We start from the raw sequence: 18220 nt of genomic DNA on the forward strand, positions 1-18220 counted from the left end.
TACGGGTCCGTATCATTATCGCCGCGCTCGAACTGCGCAATCGCCTTCGCGCAAGACGCTTAACCGACAGGGTAAAGCTGCCTGACGAGCGCGTAGGTCAGCCGGGCGGCCTGGCATTCGCCGCCTTCGGGCCGGCCCGGCTTGGCTGTCGGATTCCAGGCATAGATGTCGAAATGGGCGTAGGAGGCGCTTTTCTCGACGAAGCGGTTGAGGAAGAGCGCTGCCGTGACCGAGCCGGCGAAGGAGCCGCCGGAGACATGGTTGAGGTCGGCGACCTTGGAATCGAGCAGTCCGTCATAGGCGGGCCAGAGCGGCATGCGCCAGACAGGGTCGTTCACCGCCATGGCCTGACGAGCGATCTCGGCGGCCAGTCCCTCGTCATGGGTATAGAAAGGTGGCAGGTCGGGACCGAGCGCGACGCGGGCGGCGCCGGTCAAGGTGGCGTAGTCGATCAGCAGCTCCGGCGCTTCCTCGTCGGCCAAGGCCAGCGCGTCGGCCAGGACGAGGCGTCCCTCGGCATCCGTATTGCCGATCTCGACATTGAGACCCTTGCGGCTCGCCAGCACGTCACCCGGACGGAAGGAGGCGCCCGAGACGGCGTTCTCGACCGCCGGCACGATGAGGCGCAGCCGCACCGGCAGCTTGCCCAGCATGATCATGCGCGCCGCGGCAATCGCCGCCGCCGCGCCGCCCATATCCTTCTTCATCAGCAGCATGCCGGCATCGGTCTTGAGGTTGAGCCCGCCGGTGTCGAAGGCGACGCCCTTGCCGACCAGTGTGACCTTGGGATGGGACGGGTCGCCCCAGACCAGATCGATCAGGCGCGGCGCGCGCGGCGAGGCGCGGCCGACGGCATGAACCATCGGGAAGCCGCGCTCGAGCAGGTCGTCGCCGACGATACTGACGACGGTCGCGCCGCAATCCTGGCCGAGCTGGCGGATCGCGGCCTCGATCTCGGCCGGGCCGAGATCGCTGGCCGGCGTGTTGACGAGGTCGCGGGCAAGAGCGACCGAACTCGCGAGAACGCTCAGCTCCTCGCCATCGATGCCCTCCGGCAGGAGGAGGCGCGCCCTGGCGGGCTGCGGCTTGCGATAGCGCTCGAAGCGGTAGGCCTGGAGCAGCCAGCCGAGCGCGGCGAGGCCGAAATCGTCGATCTCGCCCTCGAGCCTGTAATCGCCCTCGGGCAGCAGGGCGGCGAGCCGGCCGGGCGCAAAGGGGTCGCGCCGGCGCGCGCTGGCGGGCTCGACGCCGAGCAGGACGGCAGCGAGCGCGCCCGAGGCATCGGGCAGGACGAGATGCTGCCCGGGCCGTGCCGCGAAGCCCTGCGCCGAGGCAAATCGCCCGGCCTCGGGCGCCAGCCGCTCCGCCAGCGCCGGCCATCCCGTCTTCGAGACCACATGGATCGGAATGGCGGCAGGCGCGGAGGCAAGGAGCAAGCTGTGCACGGTGGAAGACCCGTTCAGGAGGGAGTGGGAAAGCCGGCTGGAAGCGGCCGGTTAAGGAAGCATTAGGGTTAACGTTTTATCACCGGAGCGACCAGGTTTTCCAATGGAGCGAGGCGATCCGGCCCATGTCTCACTGCCTGACACCGCGCCCCGCCCGCCCCGGCGTGGCGCTCCGTCCCGCACTTCTTGCCGCGATCTGTCTCGGAGCGCTGGCCCTTGCCGGCTGCCAGAGCAGCGGCGGGCTCGGCGACATCACCGGCTCGATCGGCAAGCCCGCAGTGAGCCAGCCGCGCGGCCCGGCGCAATGGCGCAGCGAGGCCGACCAATGGGGCAAGCGCTACGATGCGAACCAGAAGGACCGCAACGCCGCCTTCTATTATGCCCGCGCGCTGCGCGCGCTCGACCAGAACGCGCAGGCGCTCGCCGTGCTGCAGAACGCCGTCCTCACCCATAGCGAGGATCGCGAGATGCTCGGCGCCTATGGCCGCTCGCTCGCCGATAACGGCCGGCTGAAGGAGGCCGACGAGGTGCTGGCGCGCGCACATTCGCCGGAGCGCCCGGACTGGCGCATCCTCTCCGCGCAAGGCACCGTCGCCGACCAACTCGGCGAGCATGCCCGCGCCCAGAAGATCTACGAGACCGCACTCAGGCTGGCGCCGGGCGAACCGACCGTGATGTCCAATCTCGGCCTCTCGCTCGCGCTCTCCAAGCGCCTGCCCGAGGCCGAGAAGGTGTTGCGCGAAGCAACGAACTCGGGGCGCGCGGATGCGCGGGTCCGGCAGAACCTGGTGCTGATCCTCGGCCTGCAAGGCCGGTTCGGCGAAGCCGAGCAACTGGCTCGGCAGGACCAGGGACCGACCGAGGCGGCAGCGACCATCGCCTATCTGAAACGCAGCGTCAGCCAGACCAATAGCTGGGACATGCTCAAGGGCAACAAGGGCAAGGCCGTCGCGTCCCGCCCGGCCGCCACTCCGCCGCAGGACCCTCCACAAGGATAAAGCGCAGCGTCTGCGCAGACCTGGCCCGAGCGGCCAGGCACATCCGAATGAAAAGGGCAGAAGCAGCCGCTTCGGCCCTTTTCGCTTCGACGCGTGGAGCAGGGCCGCATTTTCGAAGCCGATGCGCGATCCCGCATTGACAGCCGACAATGGCGCCCGCATTCTTATCGATATCATCGTATCGACAAACGATACGCCCTTCATCCGTAGTCTCTAGCCCGCCGAGAAGGAAGCTCCATGTCCGATCTCGCTTCCACCCAAGCCTCCGGACGGACGGCACCCGTGCTCGATCTCGACCCCTATGCGGACGAGGTTCTGGAAAATCCCTTCGAGATGCATGCCGCGCTGCGGGCTGCAGGACCGGTCGGGTGGTTGTCGAAGTACGGCGTCCACGTGATGGGCCGGCACAAGGACATCATGCCGGTGCTCAAGGATTGGGAGAGCTTCTCCTCGACCGGCGGCTCCGGCCTTGCCGATATCCGCAAGCCGGGCGCATGGCGGCCGGGCAGCCCGATCGTCGAGGTCGATCCGCCGCAGCACACGCAGGTCCGCACCGCGCTGCAGCGCATCCTGTCGCCTGCCGTGATCCGGCAGTGGCGCCAGGATTTCGAGATCGAGGCCGAGCGTCTCGCGGACGAGGTTGCGGCGCGAGGCTCGTTCTGCGGGGTGCGAGACTTCGCCGAGACATTCGTCGCGACCACCTTTCCAACCGCGCTCGGCTTGGCGGATTCTCCGCAGCGCCGCGAAAACCTGTTCCTGCTCGGCGCGCTCAACTTCGACGGACAGGGGCCTCGGAACGAGCGCTACGAGGCGACGCAGCGCAAGGCCGACTCGATCTGGGACTGGTATCTCGACAGCATGAAGCGCGAGGCGATGCTGCCCGGCGGCTTCGGCGAGAAGATATTCCAGGCGGCGGATGCCGGCGAGATCGAGCCGGAAACGGCGCCGCTGCTGGTTCGCTCATTCCTGCGCGGCGGGCTGGACACCACCTCCAGCATGATCTCCGCAGCGCTGTGGTACCTCGCGAAGGATCCCGCGCAATGGCAGTTGCTGCGCGAGGATCCTGCCCGGATCAGGGGCGCGCTCGACGAGGCGATGCGGCTGGAGACACCGATCCAGAACGTCTGCCGGCAAACGATGCGCGAGGTCGAGATCGACGGGGTCACGGTCGAGAACGACTCCAAGATCCTGATCATCCTCGCCTCCGCCAACCGCGATCCGGAGCGATGGGAAAATCCCGACCGCTTCGACGTCACGCGGCAGACCATGGGGCATCTGGCGCTGGGCACGGGCGTGCACATGTGCATCGGCCAGATGATCGCCCGGCTCGAGGGAGAAGTGCTGCTCAAGGCGCTCGTCTCGCGCGTCTCCAAGCTCGAACTCACCGGCGAGCCGACCCGCGCGCTCAACAACAATCTCCGCAGCCTCGCAACGCTGCCGCTCGCCGTCACCCGGGCGTAGCAGCCGCGACGAAAACGACGGCCTCAGGCACCCGCCATGACAACCATCACCTTCATTCGCGCCGACGGCGAGCGCATCAACGTCGAAGCGGGCAGCGCGGAAAGCGCGATGCTCGCGGCCGTGGGGCATCGGGTCAACGGAATCCTCGGCGAGTGCGGCGGCTCACTGACCTGCGCGACCTGCCATGTCTTCGTCGAGCCGGAATGGCTCCATCGACTGCCTGCGATGAGCGAGGCCGAGAACGACCTCCTCGACGCCACCGCAGTCAAGCGCCAGGAAAATTCCCGGCTCTCCTGTCAGATACCGATCGAGGGCGCTCTCGACGGGCTGGTGCTGCACCTGCCCGAAGCGCAGATCTGAACCGCCGGGTGACCCGAAACCATGATGCGAGCCCCCCTCGCCGGCTCCGGCGGCTATAGCGACATCCTGATCCTCGGCGCGGGCCAGGCCGGGCTTCAGGCCGCGGTCTCGCTGCGGGAGGAGGGCTTCGACGGCTCGATCCGGCTGATCGGCGAGGAGCCCGTCCTGCCTTACCAGCGCCCGCCGCTGTCGAAGGGCTACCTCATGGGCACGGCATCGGCGGAAAGTCTCGTTCTACGCCCGAGGAAACTGCTCGAAGACCTGCGGATCGACATGCTGTGCGATGCGCGCGCGGTCGCGATCGAACGCGCGCAGCGGACGCTCCTCTTCGCGGACGGACAACACCATTCCTATGGCCATCTCGTCCTGGCGACGGGGGCTCGCGCACGGCGCTGGGCCGGCGCGGGGGCGGACTTGGACAATGTCGTCTATCTGCGCAGCATCGCCGACGCCGCCGTCCTCGCCAGCCGGATGACGCAGGCCCGTAGGGCGGTGATAATCGGGGCCGGTTTCGTCGGACTGGAATTCGCGGCGGTCGCAGCCAAGGCCGGCCTGGCGGTCGACGTCGTCGAAGCGGCCGAACGGCCGATGGCGCGCGCCGTCAGCCCGGCGATGTCGGAATTGTTCCGGCGCTGGCATGAGCAGGCGGGCGTCGCGATGCATCTGAAGGCGCGGGTGGCGCGCCTCGAGGGTGAGGACGGCAAGGTCGCGCGCGTCCACCTGGATGACGGCCGAATGCTGCCGGCCGACCTCGTCCTGATCGGCATCGGCGGCGTCGCCAACGACGAACTCGCCGCCGCGGCCGGGCTTCCGGTGGAGATGGGCATCGTCGTGGACGAAATGCTGCAGACCGCCGATCCGGCGATTTCCGCGATCGGGGACTGCGCCAGCCATCCCAACGTCTTCGCCGCCTGCCGGACACGCATCGAATCGGTGCAGAACGCCATCGATCAGGGCCGCGCCGTCGCCGCGAGGCTCGCCGGCAGGCCCCGCCCCTATCGCGCGGTGCCGTGGTTCTGGTCAGACCAGGGCGCCCTGAAGCTGCAAATGGCGGGGCTTGTCGCAGGCGCCGACCGGACTGTCGAGATCGGCTCGCGAGACGAACGCCGGCTGTCCTTATTGGCGTTCCGGAACGACGTCTTCGTCGGCGTCGAGTCGGTCAATCGTCCCGCCGACACCATGCTGGCGCGGCGGATCCTGGCGAGACCCGGGCCAATGACCTTCGCCGAGGTCGAGGCTGCAAGCTTCGATCTCAAGGCTCTCGCAACCTGCGGGCCGGCGCCCGCCTGAAGCAGCCGATGCCCTTATCCGCGCCAGCCAAGGCTTGCCACTTTCAATATGAGCGTATTGTTGTATTGACCGCGCGACAGCGCTCCCCGTGACGCGAGCGGTGGTCGCTACCGCCGAGCATGCACGCTATCCAAAGGCCCATGTCCGAACCAATGAGCAAGCCTTCTGCAATTGCCGGAATTGACGAGCGCCTCTTCCTCCAGTCGGTCGCGCGCGCGCTCGATGTGCTGGAGGCTTTCGCCGACAGCCCGCGCCCGAAATCGCTCGGCGAGATCGCGGCGACGGCGGGCCTCAACAAGAGCGCGGCGCAACGCATCGGGCAGACATTGCTGGCGCGCGGCTATCTCGAAAAGGGCGAAGGCGGCGGATTGACGCTCGGCAAGCGCCTGCTCGACCGTTCCTTCGACTATCTGCGATCCAACCCGCTCGTCGAGCGGGCGACGCCGATGCTGAACGAGCTGCGCAAGCGCACCGGCGAGCGCGTCGACCTCAGCCTGCTGGACGATACAAGCACGGTCTACGCGATCCGCCTGCAGAGCAAACGCGAGACCTTCTACGCGACCTTGCCCGGCCGCCGGATTCCGACATTCGTTTCGTCGGGCGGCAGGGCCTGTCTCGCCCATTTGCCCGACGACGAGGTCGACGACATTCTCACGCGGTCCGACCGGATTCCGCTGACGCGCAAGACGCTGACCGACATCCCGCTGATCTGGGAGAAGATCCACGAGGCGCGCGCCAACGAGTATTCCTATGCGGCCGAGGAGGCGTTGATCGGCGAGATCGTGGTCGCGGCGTCGGTGCTCGACCTCAACAAGAGGCCCGTTGGCGCCGTCCATATCGCCGGTTCGTTGAGCGAATGGACGATTTCCGATTTCCGCCAGCGACTTGCGCCGCTGGCGGTGGAGGCGGCGCGCGCGCTCAGCGGCTGAGCGCGCGTTCTCGTCTCATGCGCCCTCGGCGAGCAGCTTCCAGCCCGGCCAGACACCCTGACCGGCGCGGGCATAGGGCGGCGGCAATTCGATGGCCGCCCCGAGTTCAGCGGCGGCTTGCCAGACCCAGCGCGGATTGGCGAGCAGGCTGCGGCCGATCGCGATGAGATCGGCCTTGCCGCCCGCGATGGCGTCCTCGGCCTGTCGCGCATTGACGATCAAGCCGACGGCCCGGACCGGAATGCCGGCCGCGCGCTTTACCGCGGCGGCGAAATCGAGCTGGTACCCCGGACCGACACTGATCTTCTGGCGCGGGTCGAGCCCTCCGGAGGAGACATCGACATAATGGCAGCCCCGTTCGGCCAGCGCGGTCGCGAAGGCGATCGCCTCGCCTGGCGAGATGCCGCCTTCGATCCAGTCCGAACCGGTCAGCCGCACCCCCAAGGTGACGTCGGGAGCCGCCTTTTGCACCGCGTCGAAGACGTCGAGCGGCAGGCGCATGCGATTGACGAGGGAGCCGCCATAGTCGTCGGTCCTCTGGTTCGAGAGCGGCGACAGAAAGCTATGGAGCAAGTAGCCGTGAGCGGCGTGAAGCTCGATCACCTCGATGCCGGAGCGTGCGGCGCGAGCAGCCGCTTTCGCAAAATCGGCCACAAGCTGCGCGATCTCGGCAACGGTCATCGCCTCCGGCGCCGGCCAGTCGCCAAAGCCAATGGCCGATGGCGCGACGATGCGCCAGCCGCCATTCGCGCGCGGAAGCGGCCTGCCGCCGAGCCAGTGCACATCCGTGGAACCTTTCCGGCCCGCATGGCAAAGCTGGATACCGAAGCGTGCGGGAAGCTGGGTGCAAACCGCAGCGACGACCCGCTTCAGCGCGGCCTCATGCGAGTCGTCGTACAGGCACAAGTCGCCGGGCGTCCCCCGCCCATCCGCACTGACCGCCGTCGCCTCGATCATGACGAGCCCGGCGCCGGAAGAGGCAAGCCCGCCCCAATGGATCAGATGCCAGTCGGTCGCAGCCCCATCAACGGCGCTGTACTGGGCCATCGGCGCCACCGCGATACGGTTGGCGAACCGATGCGGGCCGAGTGAAATCGGCTCGAAGAGCTTTGCAGCCATGGCAAATCCATCGTTTTGGAGGGGCTTGGTCATTCGGCGGCATCGCGCAGCCGGTCGCGGCCGGTGGGGCGCAGCGTAATGCGACGCATTGCGGCACCGTCCACCGCGTCGCGCGAATAGAGCAAGGGCACATACTCTCCACGCGCCCAGAGCGGCGCGAGATCGCTGTAGTGCGGCGAGCGGCTGTCACCAGACTGGCCCGGCGCGTTGATGCACAGGCTCTCGTCCCAATTGCCGACATCCATCAGCAGGCGGACGGACGCGCCCGTGACAACGCGGAAATCCTGCGGCCGATAAGCGGCATGCATCACGGTCGACGCGCTGCCGCCCTTGGGCAGCGGGCCGACATCGATCACGTCCCGCTGATCAGGGGCGACGACCGGCGACAGCGCGTGCTCGAAGAAGCCATGGTGCAGGGCTCCCCAGCTCCAGGTCCCGGGCTCGCTACCGAGCCTTTGGCAAGCGTCGTCCCAGGCGCCGGCAAGCGTCTTCAGCAGCAGCGCATCACGAGCCTCTCGCGGCTTTGGGCCGAAGCGCCCGTCCGGATTCGCGAGCGCCGTCAGGATGCCCTCGACATCGCCCGGCGCAAGCAGCGCGCGCAGGCCGGCGTCCGGTACCAGCAGCTCGAAAAGCGCAGGCTTCAGGTGCAGCGCGAACCAGAGCTCGCTCAGCGCGCCGGCCGCCGAATCGGCCTTCAGCTCGCAATCCCAGCCGAGCAGCAGGTCGCGCGCCTTGCCCGCGCTGCCGGACGCCGAGGCCAATGCCTCGACCAACGGACGCAAGCGCAGGGCCGGCCAGGAAAAGACATCCGTCTGAAGCGCGGCCGCCGCAGCGATGCCGTGCTTGTCGTCCCGCTCGAGGACCTGGGCGATGCGCAGCGCGCGGCTCTTCTCCAGCCATTCATAGCCAATCTCGACATCCTCGCCGCGCCACTCCGCCGGAACGTTCGCCTCATTCGCCGAATAGACGAAACCTTCGGGCGGATTGACCTTCGAAGGCATTTCGTCGAGCGAGAAGAAGCCGTTCCACTCGTAGCGGCCGTCACCCGGCGCGGGCAGAAGCCCGTCCCAGTTCCGGCGCTTCGGCGTCATGCCGAAAGGCAGCCAGGCGATCGTGCCGTCGACATCGGCGTAGAGATGATTGAGCGAGGGGGTGGCGAAGCGCGCTATCGCGTCGCGAAATTCATCGGGATTCCCGGCGCGCATCGAGCTGAGCCCCGCCAGATAGGCCGAGCTGCCCGGCTCGAACCAGACCGAGCGGATGCCGTAGGCCCTGTTCCGAACGGCATCCACATGGAGCACCGGGCCGTGATGCGAATAGAGCTGCGCCTTGACCTGATCGGATGCCCCCCTGACCGCGAAGCGCTCCTCGCGGACGTCGAACGCGCGCCAGCCTTCGCCGAAGCGATAGCGGCCATGGTCGGCGGGATCGAGCTCATAGACGTAGATGTCCTCCTGGTCCGAACCGAAGATCGTCTGCGAGAAGGCGATCCTGTCGTTATGCCCGACGGAAATCCCCGGCAGGCAAGGCTCGCCCGCCCCGATCGCGTCGATGCCGGGCGCGGTCAGATGGACGATGTAGCGCAGCGCCGGAACGGAATGGTTGCGATGCGGATCGGACGCCATCAGGGCCCGCCCCGTGCCGGTGCGATGCGGGGCGACGGCCCAGTTGTTCGAACCGATCCACTCCGAATCCATGACGACCGCCTGCAGGTCATTGATCTTCGTCCAGCCCTCCGCCTGCCCGATCGTGGCGTCGAGCCGATCGGCCGCGAACGTCACCGGCGCGGTCGCGAGCTTGAACAGGTCGAGCACTGCCAGCGGGATCTCGGCCGGGTCGATGCCGTCAGCGGCCTGCGGTCGATGCGCCGGCTCGAGAAATTTGCGCAACAGATCGGCGTCGTCTCCGGCGCGCGGCGCGACCTGCGCCCTCAGCACTTCGGACAGCGCGTTGCGGGTCAAGGCATGGCTGCGGATGCGGACGACGTCTTCCGGCGCCCAGGCGTCCGGCTTCGTACCGAGGATCCCGAACTCGGGCGGCAGCCGCTCCGGCTCGCGCTCGGTCAGTTCGACATAAGCGTTGATGCCGCGGACGAAGGCGGTCGCGATCTCCTGCGTATCCGGCGCATAGCAGATCCATTCCTTGTCCATGTCGCCGCGGAAGAGGAAGGCACGGCAGGCTCGGTCCTGGGCGAGGTAACCGGGCCCGAAATCGCGAGCCAGCAGACCAAGGCCACGCTTGCGCCAGAGGTCGATCTGCCAGAGCCGGTCGCGTGCAGCGTTGAAGCCCTGCAGGAAGAAGAGGTCTGCCTTGCACTCCGCCCGCAGATGGGGAACGCCCCAACGGTCGATGACGATCTCCGCGGCCATTCCAAGGCCTTCGACGGAAATCTCTTCCCGAACCGCGGCGGGATTCTGCTGGTTCATTGAATTCTACCTCTGGCGCTGTCGTCAGGCTGGGCCGAATAGTGGCGTGTCGTATTGTATATCAATACGATCGTCTCGATTATCCCTTTTATGAAGCGTTCCCTCGCGATTTGGCAAGGGCGAGGTTCGCTGCCGCCAGATTGGGCGCCATGGAGAGTTTTTTTGCTCCCGGGCCTCATTCGGCATTTGACAGGGCCGGGGCAGCCGTAACATTATCGATATAGAAGTATCGTTGTTCGATACGATCTTTTGGGGTTGCATCATGACGCTGTTGTCTCGCCGTCAAATCCTCGCCGCGATGGGCACCACCGTTGCCATGCCCGCAATCGTCCGCGCGCAGAGCAACGAACCGTTGAAGATCGGCGGCATGCTGCCCTTCTCCGGCCCGGCGAGCATCGAGGGCCGCCAGATCGTCCAGGGCCTCCGGTTCGCCGTCGCCGAGTGGAACGAGAAGGGCGGCGTCTTCGGCCGCAAGCTCGAGCTCGTCGTGGAGGATGACGAAAGCAACTCGACCAAGGGCGTAACCGCGGTGCGCCGCCTGATCGAGCGCGAGAAGGTGCCCTTCATCATCGGCACCTACGCTTCCGCGGTCGCGATCGCCGCCTCGAAAGTCGCCGCCGAATACAAGGTGCCGATGCTTTCGGGCGGCTCGACCGGCGCCGGCGCCACCGACCAGAATACGCCCGGCGACCCCTGGTTCTTCCGCTCCTGGCCCGACAGCAACGCGCAGGGCGAGGATACCGCCAGGGCGATCGTCGAGAAGTTCAAGAAGACCAAGGTCTCGATCATCCACGACAACACCAATTACGGCGTCACCCTCGCCGAACAGGTCACGCGCGTGGTGAGCGCCGTCGGCGGCCAGATCGTCTCGAAAGACGGCTTCAACGCCGGCGAGCAGGACTTTTCCTCGATGCTGACGCGGCTGCGTGGCCTCAAGCCCGAGGCGGTCTATATCGGCGGCTGGGCGGGAGACGGCGCCAACATCCTGCGCCAGGCAGCCGAGATCGGCCTCAAGGCCCAGTTCGTCGGTTCCGGCTCGATGCTGTCGGACGATTTCATCAAGCTCGCAGGCCCGGCCTCGGAGGGCTTCGCGGTCGCCAGCCTGTACGAAGCCTCAACGCCCAATCCCGTCGGCAAAGCCTTTGCAGAGCGCTGGCGCAAGCAGCACGACTTCGACGCCAACACCTTCTCCTCGCTCGGCTACGACTCGACGAACATCGCAATCGAAGCGATGCGCCGCGCCGGCAAGCCGGATGGGCTCGAGATCCAGAAGATGCTGAAGGGCGGGATGAAGGACTTCCCGATCGTGCAGGGGCCGGCGGGCACGACCGCAGCCTTCGACGAGAAGGGCAGCGTCAAGTTCCTGAACTTCATCGCAGTCATCAAGGACGGCAAGCGCCGGCTCGACCTCTGAACCTGCTCGGCCGGACGCGATCATGGATCTGTTTCTTCAATACGTCGCGAACGGCGTCGTAACGGGCTCGACCTATGTGCTCGTCGCGGTCGGGCTGACACTGATCTTCGGCATCCTCGGCGTGGTGAACTTCGCCCATGGCGAGTTCTACATGATCGGCGGCTATGCCGGGATTCTTGCGATCACGCTGCTCAAGCTTCCGGTGTTCGCCGCGATCGCGCTGGTCCTCGCCGCCGCCGCGGTCGTCGGGCTCCTGGCCGAGGCGATCCTGCACAAGCCGCTCAAGAGCCACGATGCGACGAACTCGATCATCTCCTCCTTCGGGCTCGCGGTCGCACTGCAGAACGCCGCGCTGGTGGTGATGGGACCACAGCCGCAGCGGCTCAACCTCGACGTCTCGCGTATCCCGATCCTGTCCTCGATCCCCACCGATTTCGGGCCCGTCTTCCTGCCGCAGCAGCGCACGCTGATCCCGCTCACCATGGTGATCCTGATCGGCGTGCTCTACGTGGTGCTGAAATACACCTGGACCGGCCGCAGCCTGCGCGCCATGGCCCAGCACCCCACCGTCGCGCGGCTCTGCGGCGTGCGCGTCCAATCGGTCGCGGTGGTGACCTTCATGGTCGGCGCAGGGCTCGCCGGCATCGCCGGCATGCTGATGTCCTCGATTTTCTTCGTCTATCCGGTCGTCGGCAACATGATTGCGCTCAAGGCCTTCACCGTCGTCATCCTCGGCGGCATGGGTAGTGTCGCCGGCGCGGCCGTCGCCGGCCTTCTGCTCGGCATCACCGAGTCCCTGACCTCGGCCTATCTCGCCAACGGCATGCGCGACATCGTCGGCTTCGTCATCGTCATCCTCGTGCTGCTGTTCAGGCCGCAGGGTCTCTTCGGCAAGGCGGCCGAGCGCTCATGAAGCCTTATCTCGTCGGTCTTTGCGTCACGGTCGCGCTCGCCTTCGCGCCCTTCATGCTCGGTGGCTACGAGACGAACGTGCTGATGATGATGCTGTTCTTCGTCATCCTCGCCGTCGGTCTCGACCTGGTCGCCGGCTATTGCGGCCAGTTCTCCTTCGCCACCGGCGCCTTCTACGGGCTCGGCGCCTACACTGCGGCGATCCTGAACCGCGACCTGGGCAGCTCGATCTGGCTCAACCTGCCGGCCGGCGCCTTCGTCGCGGGGCTGTTCGGCCTGCTGCTCGGCATTCCGGCGCTCCGGCTCAAGGGGCATTTCCTCGCCATCGTGACCATCGCCTTCCAGACCATCGTCTATTTGACAATCTCACAATGGACGAGCTTCACCGGCGGGCAGGTGGGCCTGAGCCTGGCCAATCCGGCGCCGCTGAACCTCTTCGGCATCGTCACGATCGAGATCGGCTCGCTGCGCTCCTATTACTGGCTGACCCTGGCGGTTTCGGTGGTCTGCCTGCTCGTCGCCTGGCGCCTCGTCCATTCCCGGCTCGGCTCCGAATGGGTCGCGATCCGCGACGACGAGACGCTGGCTGCCGCGGTCGGTATCGACACCACCCGCGGCAAGCTCTCCGCCTTTATCGCCTCGGCCGCGCTCGCCGGCGTGGCCGGCGTGCTGACCGCTCACGCCCTGCGCGGCGTCACGCCGGACGACTATACGATCTGGATCTCCGCCACCGTGGTTGCGATGATGGTGCTCGGCGGGCGCGGGACCTTCGTCGGACCGATCCTCGGCGCCGTCTTCCTCGTGCTGGTGCCCGAACTGCTGGGCAAGTTCGCCGAATACAAGATGCTGATCTACGGTGTCCTGCTCGTGCTCGCCATCACGCTGATGCCGGAGGGTGTGATCGGCCGGCTGCGCAAGAGGGCCGCCCGATGAGCAGGATCATCGAGGCCAGGGGCATCACCAAGCGCTTCGGCGGCGTGGTGGCTGTCGATGCGGTCGACCTTGCGGTCGAGAAGGGACAGATCGTCGGGCTGATCGGCCCGAACGGCTCCGGCAAGTCGACCATGGTCAATCTCGTCTCCGGCGAGATGATGGCCGACGAGGGCAGGCTCGCCTTCAACGGCACCGACATCTCGCGCATGGCGCTGCACAGGCGGGCCCGGGCGGGCATGGCCCGTTCCTTCCAGATGCTGCGCCTGTTCCACTCGCTCAGCGTCGAGCAGAATCTCGTACTCGCCAGCAACATGCGGATGAAGACGAGCGTGCTCGATTCCTTCCTCGGCCGCGCTCCGGCACGGGCGGACGACGCCCGCGCCCGCGCCAAGGCGCGCGAGCTGCTCGCCTTGTTCGACCTGCAGGATTTCGCGGAGCGCCCCGTCACCGCCATGTCGATCGGCCAGCAGCGCATGGTCGAGATCGCGCGCGGGCTGATGAGCGAACCGACGCTGCTCGTGCTCGACGAGCCGGCCGCCGGCCTCTCGCCCCCCAATGTCGACAAGCTGATCGCCCTGATACGGCGCCTGTGCGACGAGTTCGGCATCTCGATCCTGCTCGTCGAGCACGTGATGCGCGTGGTGCGGGACCTTTGCGACCGCGTCGTCGTGCTGGATTCGGGCAAGAAGATCGCCGAAGGCGTGCCCGATGCGGTGGTGAAGGACCCGGTCGTGGTGGAGGCCTATATCGGATCGGGATGGAAGCGCCGTGCTCAGGCTTGAGAACATCGTCGCCGGCTATGGCCGCACCCGCATCCTGCACGGCGTCAGCCTCACGGTGCCGAGCGGCGGCCTCGTCGCCCTGCTCGGCGGCAACGGCACCGGCAAATCGACCACGCTGAAGGCCTGCGTCGGTCTCGTTAGCGTGCAGGAGGGCAAGGTCGAGCTCAACGGCCAGGTCGTCAACGACGTTCCACCCGAGAAGCGCTCGGCGCTGGGGCTCTCGCTCGTGCCGCAGGGCAAGGAGGTCTTCGCCGCGATGAGCGTCGAGGAGAACCTCCTGATGGGCGCCTATCATCGACGCTCCGACCGCGCCGGCATCGCGCAGGACCTCGAGGCCGTCTACGTGCGCTTCAAGCGTCTGCGCGAGCGGCGCAAGGTCAATGCCGGCATGCTCTCGGGCGGCGAGCGCCAGATGCTCTCGATCGGCCGCTCGCTGATGGCGCGGCCTTCCGTGCTGCTGCTCGACGAGCCCTCGGCCGCATTGGCCCCGCGCATCGTCGAGGAGATCGCCGAGGCCATTCTCGGCCTGCGCGATCTCGGCCTGACGCTCCTGCTGGTCGAGCAGAATGTCGGCATGGCCCTCGACATCGCCGACCACATCTACGTCATCCGCGGCGGGCGCATCGCCTATGAGCGCGAGGTCGGGGACGGCGTCGCCATGGAAGAGCTCCAGGAATTCTACCTCGGCGGAAGCGAGCACTAGCGCCTGCGAGCCGTGCCGTTCCCGCCATCACCCACGAGGTCAAGATCATGAGCGCACGGGCAACAGGACGGTTCAAGGACCGCGTAGCGGCGGTGACGGGCGCGGCCGGCGCGCTGGGGCGTGCAAGCGCCGCTGCGCTGGCGAAGGAAGGTGCGAAACTCCTGCTGTTCGATCGCGACGCGGCGGGCCTTGCCGTCACCGCCGGCCTCTGCCCCGGCTCGATCACGGTTGCCGGCAATGCCGCCAGCGCCTCCGATGTCGAACGGGCCGCGGCGAAGGCACTCGCCGAGCTCGGGCCGGTCGAGCTGCTGGTCGCGGCGGCCGGCCTCGTCGGCCCCTCCAAGCTCGCCATCGACGTGACCGAGGAGGAATGGGATCTCGTCTTCGACGTCAACGTCAAGGGCAGCTGGCTCGCGGCGAAATATTTCATTCCGCAGATGCGCTCGCTCGGGCGCGGCTCCGTCGTGCTGTTCTCCTCGACGGCGGGCCTGCAGGGCTCGGCCGTGCTGTCCGCCTATTCGGCGAGCAAGGGCGCGGTGACGCTGCTGACCAAGAGCCTGGCGCTGAACCACGCCACCGAGAACATCCGCGTCAATTGCGTCTGTCCCGGCACGATCGACAGCCCGATGAACGACCGCGCCATCGCGCAGGCCGGCGATGCAGATGCGCAGGCGGCGCGCGCCGCCTTCCAGAAGTCGCGTCACCCGATGAACCGCTTCGGCACGCCGGAAGAGGTCGCCGGCGCCGTGATGTATCTCCTCAGCGACCAGGCCGGCTTCACCACCGGCGTCGCACTGCCTGTCGATGGAGGCCGCGTTGCCTGAGAAGCGCTTCACCGGACAGGTCGCGATCGTCACCGGCGCGGCGCGCGGGATCGGCGAGGCGATCGCGACGCGTTTCGTCGCCGAGGGCGCGAAGGTCCTGCTCGTCGACCTGCTAAGGGATGTCGCCGACACGGCGACGCGACTGGGCCAGAAGAGCCTGGTCTGCGATGTCGTCGCGCGCGGGGCCGGCGAGACGATCGCGCAGGCGGCGCTGGCCGCCTTTGGCCGGATCGACATCCTCGTCAACAATGCCGGCATCGGCGGCTCGAAGCGCCTGGCCGATTCCGACGACGCCCTGATCGAGCGCTTGATCGACACCAACCTGTCGGCAGTGCTGCGGGTGACGAGGGAGATATCGCCGCATCTGCCGCGCCCGGGAGGGCGGATCGTCAACGTCTCCTCGACCTTTGGTCTCGCCGGTTATCCCGGCACCACCGCCTATGCCGTCGCAAAGGCGGGCGTGGCCCAGTTCACGAGGCAGCTCGCCGGCGAACTTGGCCCGGACGGCATCCGCGTCAATGCGGTGGCGCCCGGCGTCATCCAGACGCCGATGACGATCGCCCACCGGGAGAACCCGTTCTACATGCGCGTCGTGGTCGAGCCGATCCCGCTCGAGCGCATGGGGGAGCCGGCGGACGTCGCCGGGCCGGTCGCCTTCCTGGCTTCGGACGACGCAGCCTTCGTGACCGGTGTGGTGCTGCCGGTCGATGGCGGCTATCTGGCCGCGCGCCATGGCAAGCTTTGAACAGGAGAATGCAAATGCACGACATGAGCGTCAAATGGCCGAACGGCGCCCGCTGCGCCGTGATGCTGACCTTCGACTTCGATGCCCAGACGCTCTGGACCTCGCGCGATCCGGAGAATGCGACGCGTCCCGGCGTGTTGAGCCAGGGCGTCTATGGCGCGAAGGTCGGTGTGCCAAAGATCCTCGACACCCTGCGCGACGAGGAGATCAAGGCGACCTTCTTCGTTCCCGGCTGGACGGCGGAGAACCACACCGGTCGCGTCGAGATGATCCTGAAGGACGGCCATGAGGTCGGCCACCACTCCTATTCGCACAAATGGGTCAGCGACGATCCGGCCGGCGAAGTCGAGGAGATGGAGAAGGGGCTCGAAGCGCTCAAGCGGACCGTCGGCGTCGTTCCCAAGGGCTACCGCTCGCCGGCCGGAGAGGTCTCGACCGGCCTGTTCAAGCTGCTGCAGAAGCACGGCTTCCTCTACGATTCCTCGCTGATGGACGACATCAACCCCTACCGCCATGTGCTCGAGGACGGATCCAAGGGTCCGATCGAGCTGCCCTGGCACTGGAGCCTGGACGACGCGCCTTATGCGATGTTCTCGGCCAAGACGCCGCGCACGATCTGCACCAACGAGCACCTGCTCTCGATCTACAAGGCCGAGTTCCGCGAAATCTATCGCTGGGGCGGGCTGTACGACATCATCTTCCACCCGCAATTCGGCGGCCGGCCAAGCCGCATCGCGCTCATCCGCGAGCTGATCGCTTTCATTCGTACGTTTCCGGACGTCTGGTTTGCCACCGGCACGGAGGTCGCGGAAGCCTGGTCCAGCGCATACGAGTAGGCCTTTTGCGGCGCAGTGCCGGCGCACGAGAGCACGATGGCGGCCTCGCGCAGATATCGGGTCATTTGCCCGGAAGGTCAGCGCAGGCCGAGCGCAAGACAGCGACGAATTTGATCGCGCTTGCCGAGAGGGGGCGATCCTTCAACCAAGCCATGCCGATGCTGCGCTGGATCGTCGGCGCAGCCAGGGGGATCAGGGCCAATTCGTCATCGCTGAACATGGCGAAGGTCATCGTCGGCAGCGCCGTCACCCCGAGACCGGCTGCAGCCAGCGCCGCGGCGCAGGAAATCTGATCGACCTCATAGGTCGGCGCGGTCGGCAGGTTGGCGTGGATGAAGCCGGCATCGGTGAGACGCCGGACAGAGGACGACGGTGACATCGCAATGAAGTCGAACTGCGCCAGCTCGCTCCAATCGACGCTGCTGCGCCCGGACAGTGGATGCCGGCGCGACACGACCAGCGTGAGCTGATCGCTCGCAATCTCTTCGAAAACGAACGAGCCCTGCCCTGCCGGCCGGCCGGCAATGACGAGATCGGCGCTTCCATCTTCCAGCATCGTCATCGCCCGGTCCTGCAAGCTATCGCGCACCGCGACCTCGATGCCCGGATAGCGTTCACGGAACGCGCGCAGCACCGGCGGAAGCAGGGTGCAGACGACGGAAGGGAGGGCGGCTATGGCCAGGCGGCCGTGCACTCCGTCGCCTCGTCTCGCGATGGCCTCGAATGTTCCTGCCAGGCTTCGCATCGCCTCGCGCGCGCTGGCCACGACATGCTGACCTTCATAGGTCAGGGCAAGCTGTCGCGTCGTCCGATCAACCAATTTGCAGCCAAGCTCGCCCTCGACGCGTCTCAATGTTTCGCTGACAGAGGGTTGCGAGACGCCGAGCCGCTCTCCGGCGGCCGTCAGGCTCAGGGTATCGCCGATGGCGACGAGGATCTCGAGTTGGCGCAGGGTCAGGTTCATGACGGGAGCCGCCGCAAAATGTACGCAAGCTTCATAAACCAACCCTATGTATAAATTAATAGCCATTATTTGACATTTT

Annotated in this window: 17 protein-coding genes; 13 read left to right on the forward strand and 4 right to left on the reverse strand. The window is 66.9% G+C overall.

The window, feature by feature from the left end:
- Positions 1-59 precede the first annotated feature (59 nt).
- Complete coding sequence (locus ACTIF2_RS02495; protein ID WP_439495433.1) at positions 60-1445, reverse strand: leucyl aminopeptidase family protein; 1386 nt, start codon at positions 1443-1445, stop codon at positions 60-62.
- 125 nt (positions 1446-1570) lie between these two features.
- Here ACTIF2_RS02495 and ACTIF2_RS02500 point away from each other — a divergent pair, with 125 nt between their 5' ends.
- From ACTIF2_RS02500 to ACTIF2_RS02520, 5 genes are all read left to right on the forward strand, one after another.
- A complete protein-coding gene (locus ACTIF2_RS02500) occupies positions 1571-2443 on the forward strand; it encodes a tetratricopeptide repeat protein (protein ID WP_439495434.1) in 873 nt (290 codons plus the stop codon).
- 237 nt (positions 2444-2680) lie between these two features.
- On the forward strand, positions 2681-3904 hold the full coding sequence (locus ACTIF2_RS02505) for a cytochrome P450 (RefSeq protein WP_439495435.1): 1224 nt from the start codon (positions 2681-2683) through the stop codon (positions 3902-3904).
- Between the two features lie 36 nt (positions 3905-3940).
- Positions 3941-4264, forward strand: coding sequence for a 2Fe-2S iron-sulfur cluster-binding protein (locus tag ACTIF2_RS02510; RefSeq protein ID WP_439495436.1), 324 nt, complete (start codon positions 3941-3943; stop codon positions 4262-4264).
- A 21-nt stretch (positions 4265-4285) separates the two neighbouring features.
- Positions 4286-5554 carry an NAD(P)/FAD-dependent oxidoreductase gene (locus ACTIF2_RS02515; protein ID WP_439495437.1) on the forward strand — a complete coding sequence of 423 codons (1269 nt, stop codon included), beginning with the start codon at positions 4286-4288 and terminating at the stop codon, positions 5552-5554.
- A 152-nt stretch (positions 5555-5706) separates the two neighbouring features.
- Complete coding sequence (locus ACTIF2_RS02520) at positions 5707-6483, forward strand: IclR family transcriptional regulator (protein ID WP_439495438.1); 777 nt, start codon at positions 5707-5709, stop codon at positions 6481-6483.
- Between the two features lie 15 nt (positions 6484-6498).
- Here ACTIF2_RS02520 and ACTIF2_RS02525 read toward each other — a convergent pair whose 3' ends face one another.
- Together ACTIF2_RS02525 and ACTIF2_RS02530 are read right to left on the reverse strand one after the other, a co-directional pair.
- Positions 6499-7602 (reverse strand): NADH:flavin oxidoreductase/NADH oxidase, encoded by a 1104-nt coding sequence (locus ACTIF2_RS02525; protein ID WP_439495439.1) that lies wholly within the window; start codon positions 7600-7602, stop codon positions 6499-6501.
- Between the two features lie 29 nt (positions 7603-7631).
- Positions 7632-9971 carry a penicillin acylase family protein gene (locus ACTIF2_RS02530; protein ID WP_439495440.1) on the reverse strand — a complete coding sequence of 780 codons (2340 nt, stop codon included), beginning with the start codon at positions 9969-9971 and terminating at the stop codon, positions 7632-7634.
- Between the two features lie 319 nt (positions 9972-10290).
- Here ACTIF2_RS02530 and ACTIF2_RS02535 point away from each other — a divergent pair, with 319 nt between their 5' ends.
- Genes ACTIF2_RS02535 through ACTIF2_RS02570 form a run of 8 tightly spaced genes read left to right on the forward strand, consistent with a single transcriptional unit; the run spans position 10291 to position 17177 of the window.
- A complete protein-coding gene (locus tag ACTIF2_RS02535; protein ID WP_439495441.1) occupies positions 10291-11442 on the forward strand; it encodes an ABC transporter substrate-binding protein in 1152 nt (383 codons plus the stop codon).
- A 22-nt stretch (positions 11443-11464) separates the two neighbouring features.
- Positions 11465-12355, forward strand: a complete 891-nt coding sequence (locus tag ACTIF2_RS02540) for a branched-chain amino acid ABC transporter permease (RefSeq protein ID WP_439495442.1) — start codon at positions 11465-11467, stop codon at positions 12353-12355.
- Positions 12352-13287, forward strand: a complete 936-nt coding sequence (locus tag ACTIF2_RS02545) for a branched-chain amino acid ABC transporter permease (RefSeq protein WP_439495443.1) — start codon at positions 12352-12354, stop codon at positions 13285-13287. Before ACTIF2_RS02540 ends, ACTIF2_RS02545 begins: the two co-directional genes overlap by 4 nt.
- Positions 13284-14069, forward strand: coding sequence for an ABC transporter ATP-binding protein (locus tag ACTIF2_RS02550; RefSeq protein WP_439495444.1), 786 nt, complete (start codon positions 13284-13286; stop codon positions 14067-14069). The genes ACTIF2_RS02545 and ACTIF2_RS02550 overlap by 4 nt, the downstream gene beginning before the upstream one ends.
- A complete protein-coding gene (locus tag ACTIF2_RS02555; RefSeq protein WP_439495445.1) occupies positions 14056-14772 on the forward strand; it encodes an ABC transporter ATP-binding protein in 717 nt (238 codons plus the stop codon). Before ACTIF2_RS02550 ends, ACTIF2_RS02555 begins: the two co-directional genes overlap by 14 nt.
- A gap of 47 nt (positions 14773-14819) precedes the next feature.
- Positions 14820-15596: an SDR family NAD(P)-dependent oxidoreductase gene (locus tag ACTIF2_RS02560; RefSeq protein ID WP_439495446.1), complete on the forward strand. Its 777-nt coding sequence runs from the start codon at positions 14820-14822 to the stop codon at positions 15594-15596.
- The gene (locus tag ACTIF2_RS02565; RefSeq protein ID WP_439495447.1) at positions 15589-16341 is read left to right on the forward strand and encodes an SDR family NAD(P)-dependent oxidoreductase; all 753 of its coding nucleotides are present in this window, start codon (positions 15589-15591) and stop codon (positions 16339-16341) included. Before ACTIF2_RS02560 ends, ACTIF2_RS02565 begins: the two co-directional genes overlap by 8 nt.
- Positions 16342-16355: 14 nt before the next feature.
- Positions 16356-17177 carry a polysaccharide deacetylase family protein gene (locus tag ACTIF2_RS02570; protein WP_439495448.1) on the forward strand — a complete coding sequence of 274 codons (822 nt, stop codon included), beginning with the start codon at positions 16356-16358 and terminating at the stop codon, positions 17175-17177.
- Positions 17178-17238: 61 nt separating this feature from the next.
- Here the strand turns inward: ACTIF2_RS02570 and ACTIF2_RS02575 are convergent, their stop codons facing one another.
- Complete coding sequence (locus ACTIF2_RS02575; RefSeq protein WP_439495449.1) at positions 17239-18141, reverse strand: LysR family transcriptional regulator; 903 nt, start codon at positions 18139-18141, stop codon at positions 17239-17241.
- Between the last annotated feature and the right edge of the window lie 79 nt (positions 18142-18220).

This window comes from Allobosea sp. (assembly GCF_051860145.1).
In the GTDB taxonomy this organism is placed as follows: Bacteria; Pseudomonadota; Alphaproteobacteria; order Rhizobiales; family Beijerinckiaceae; genus Allobosea.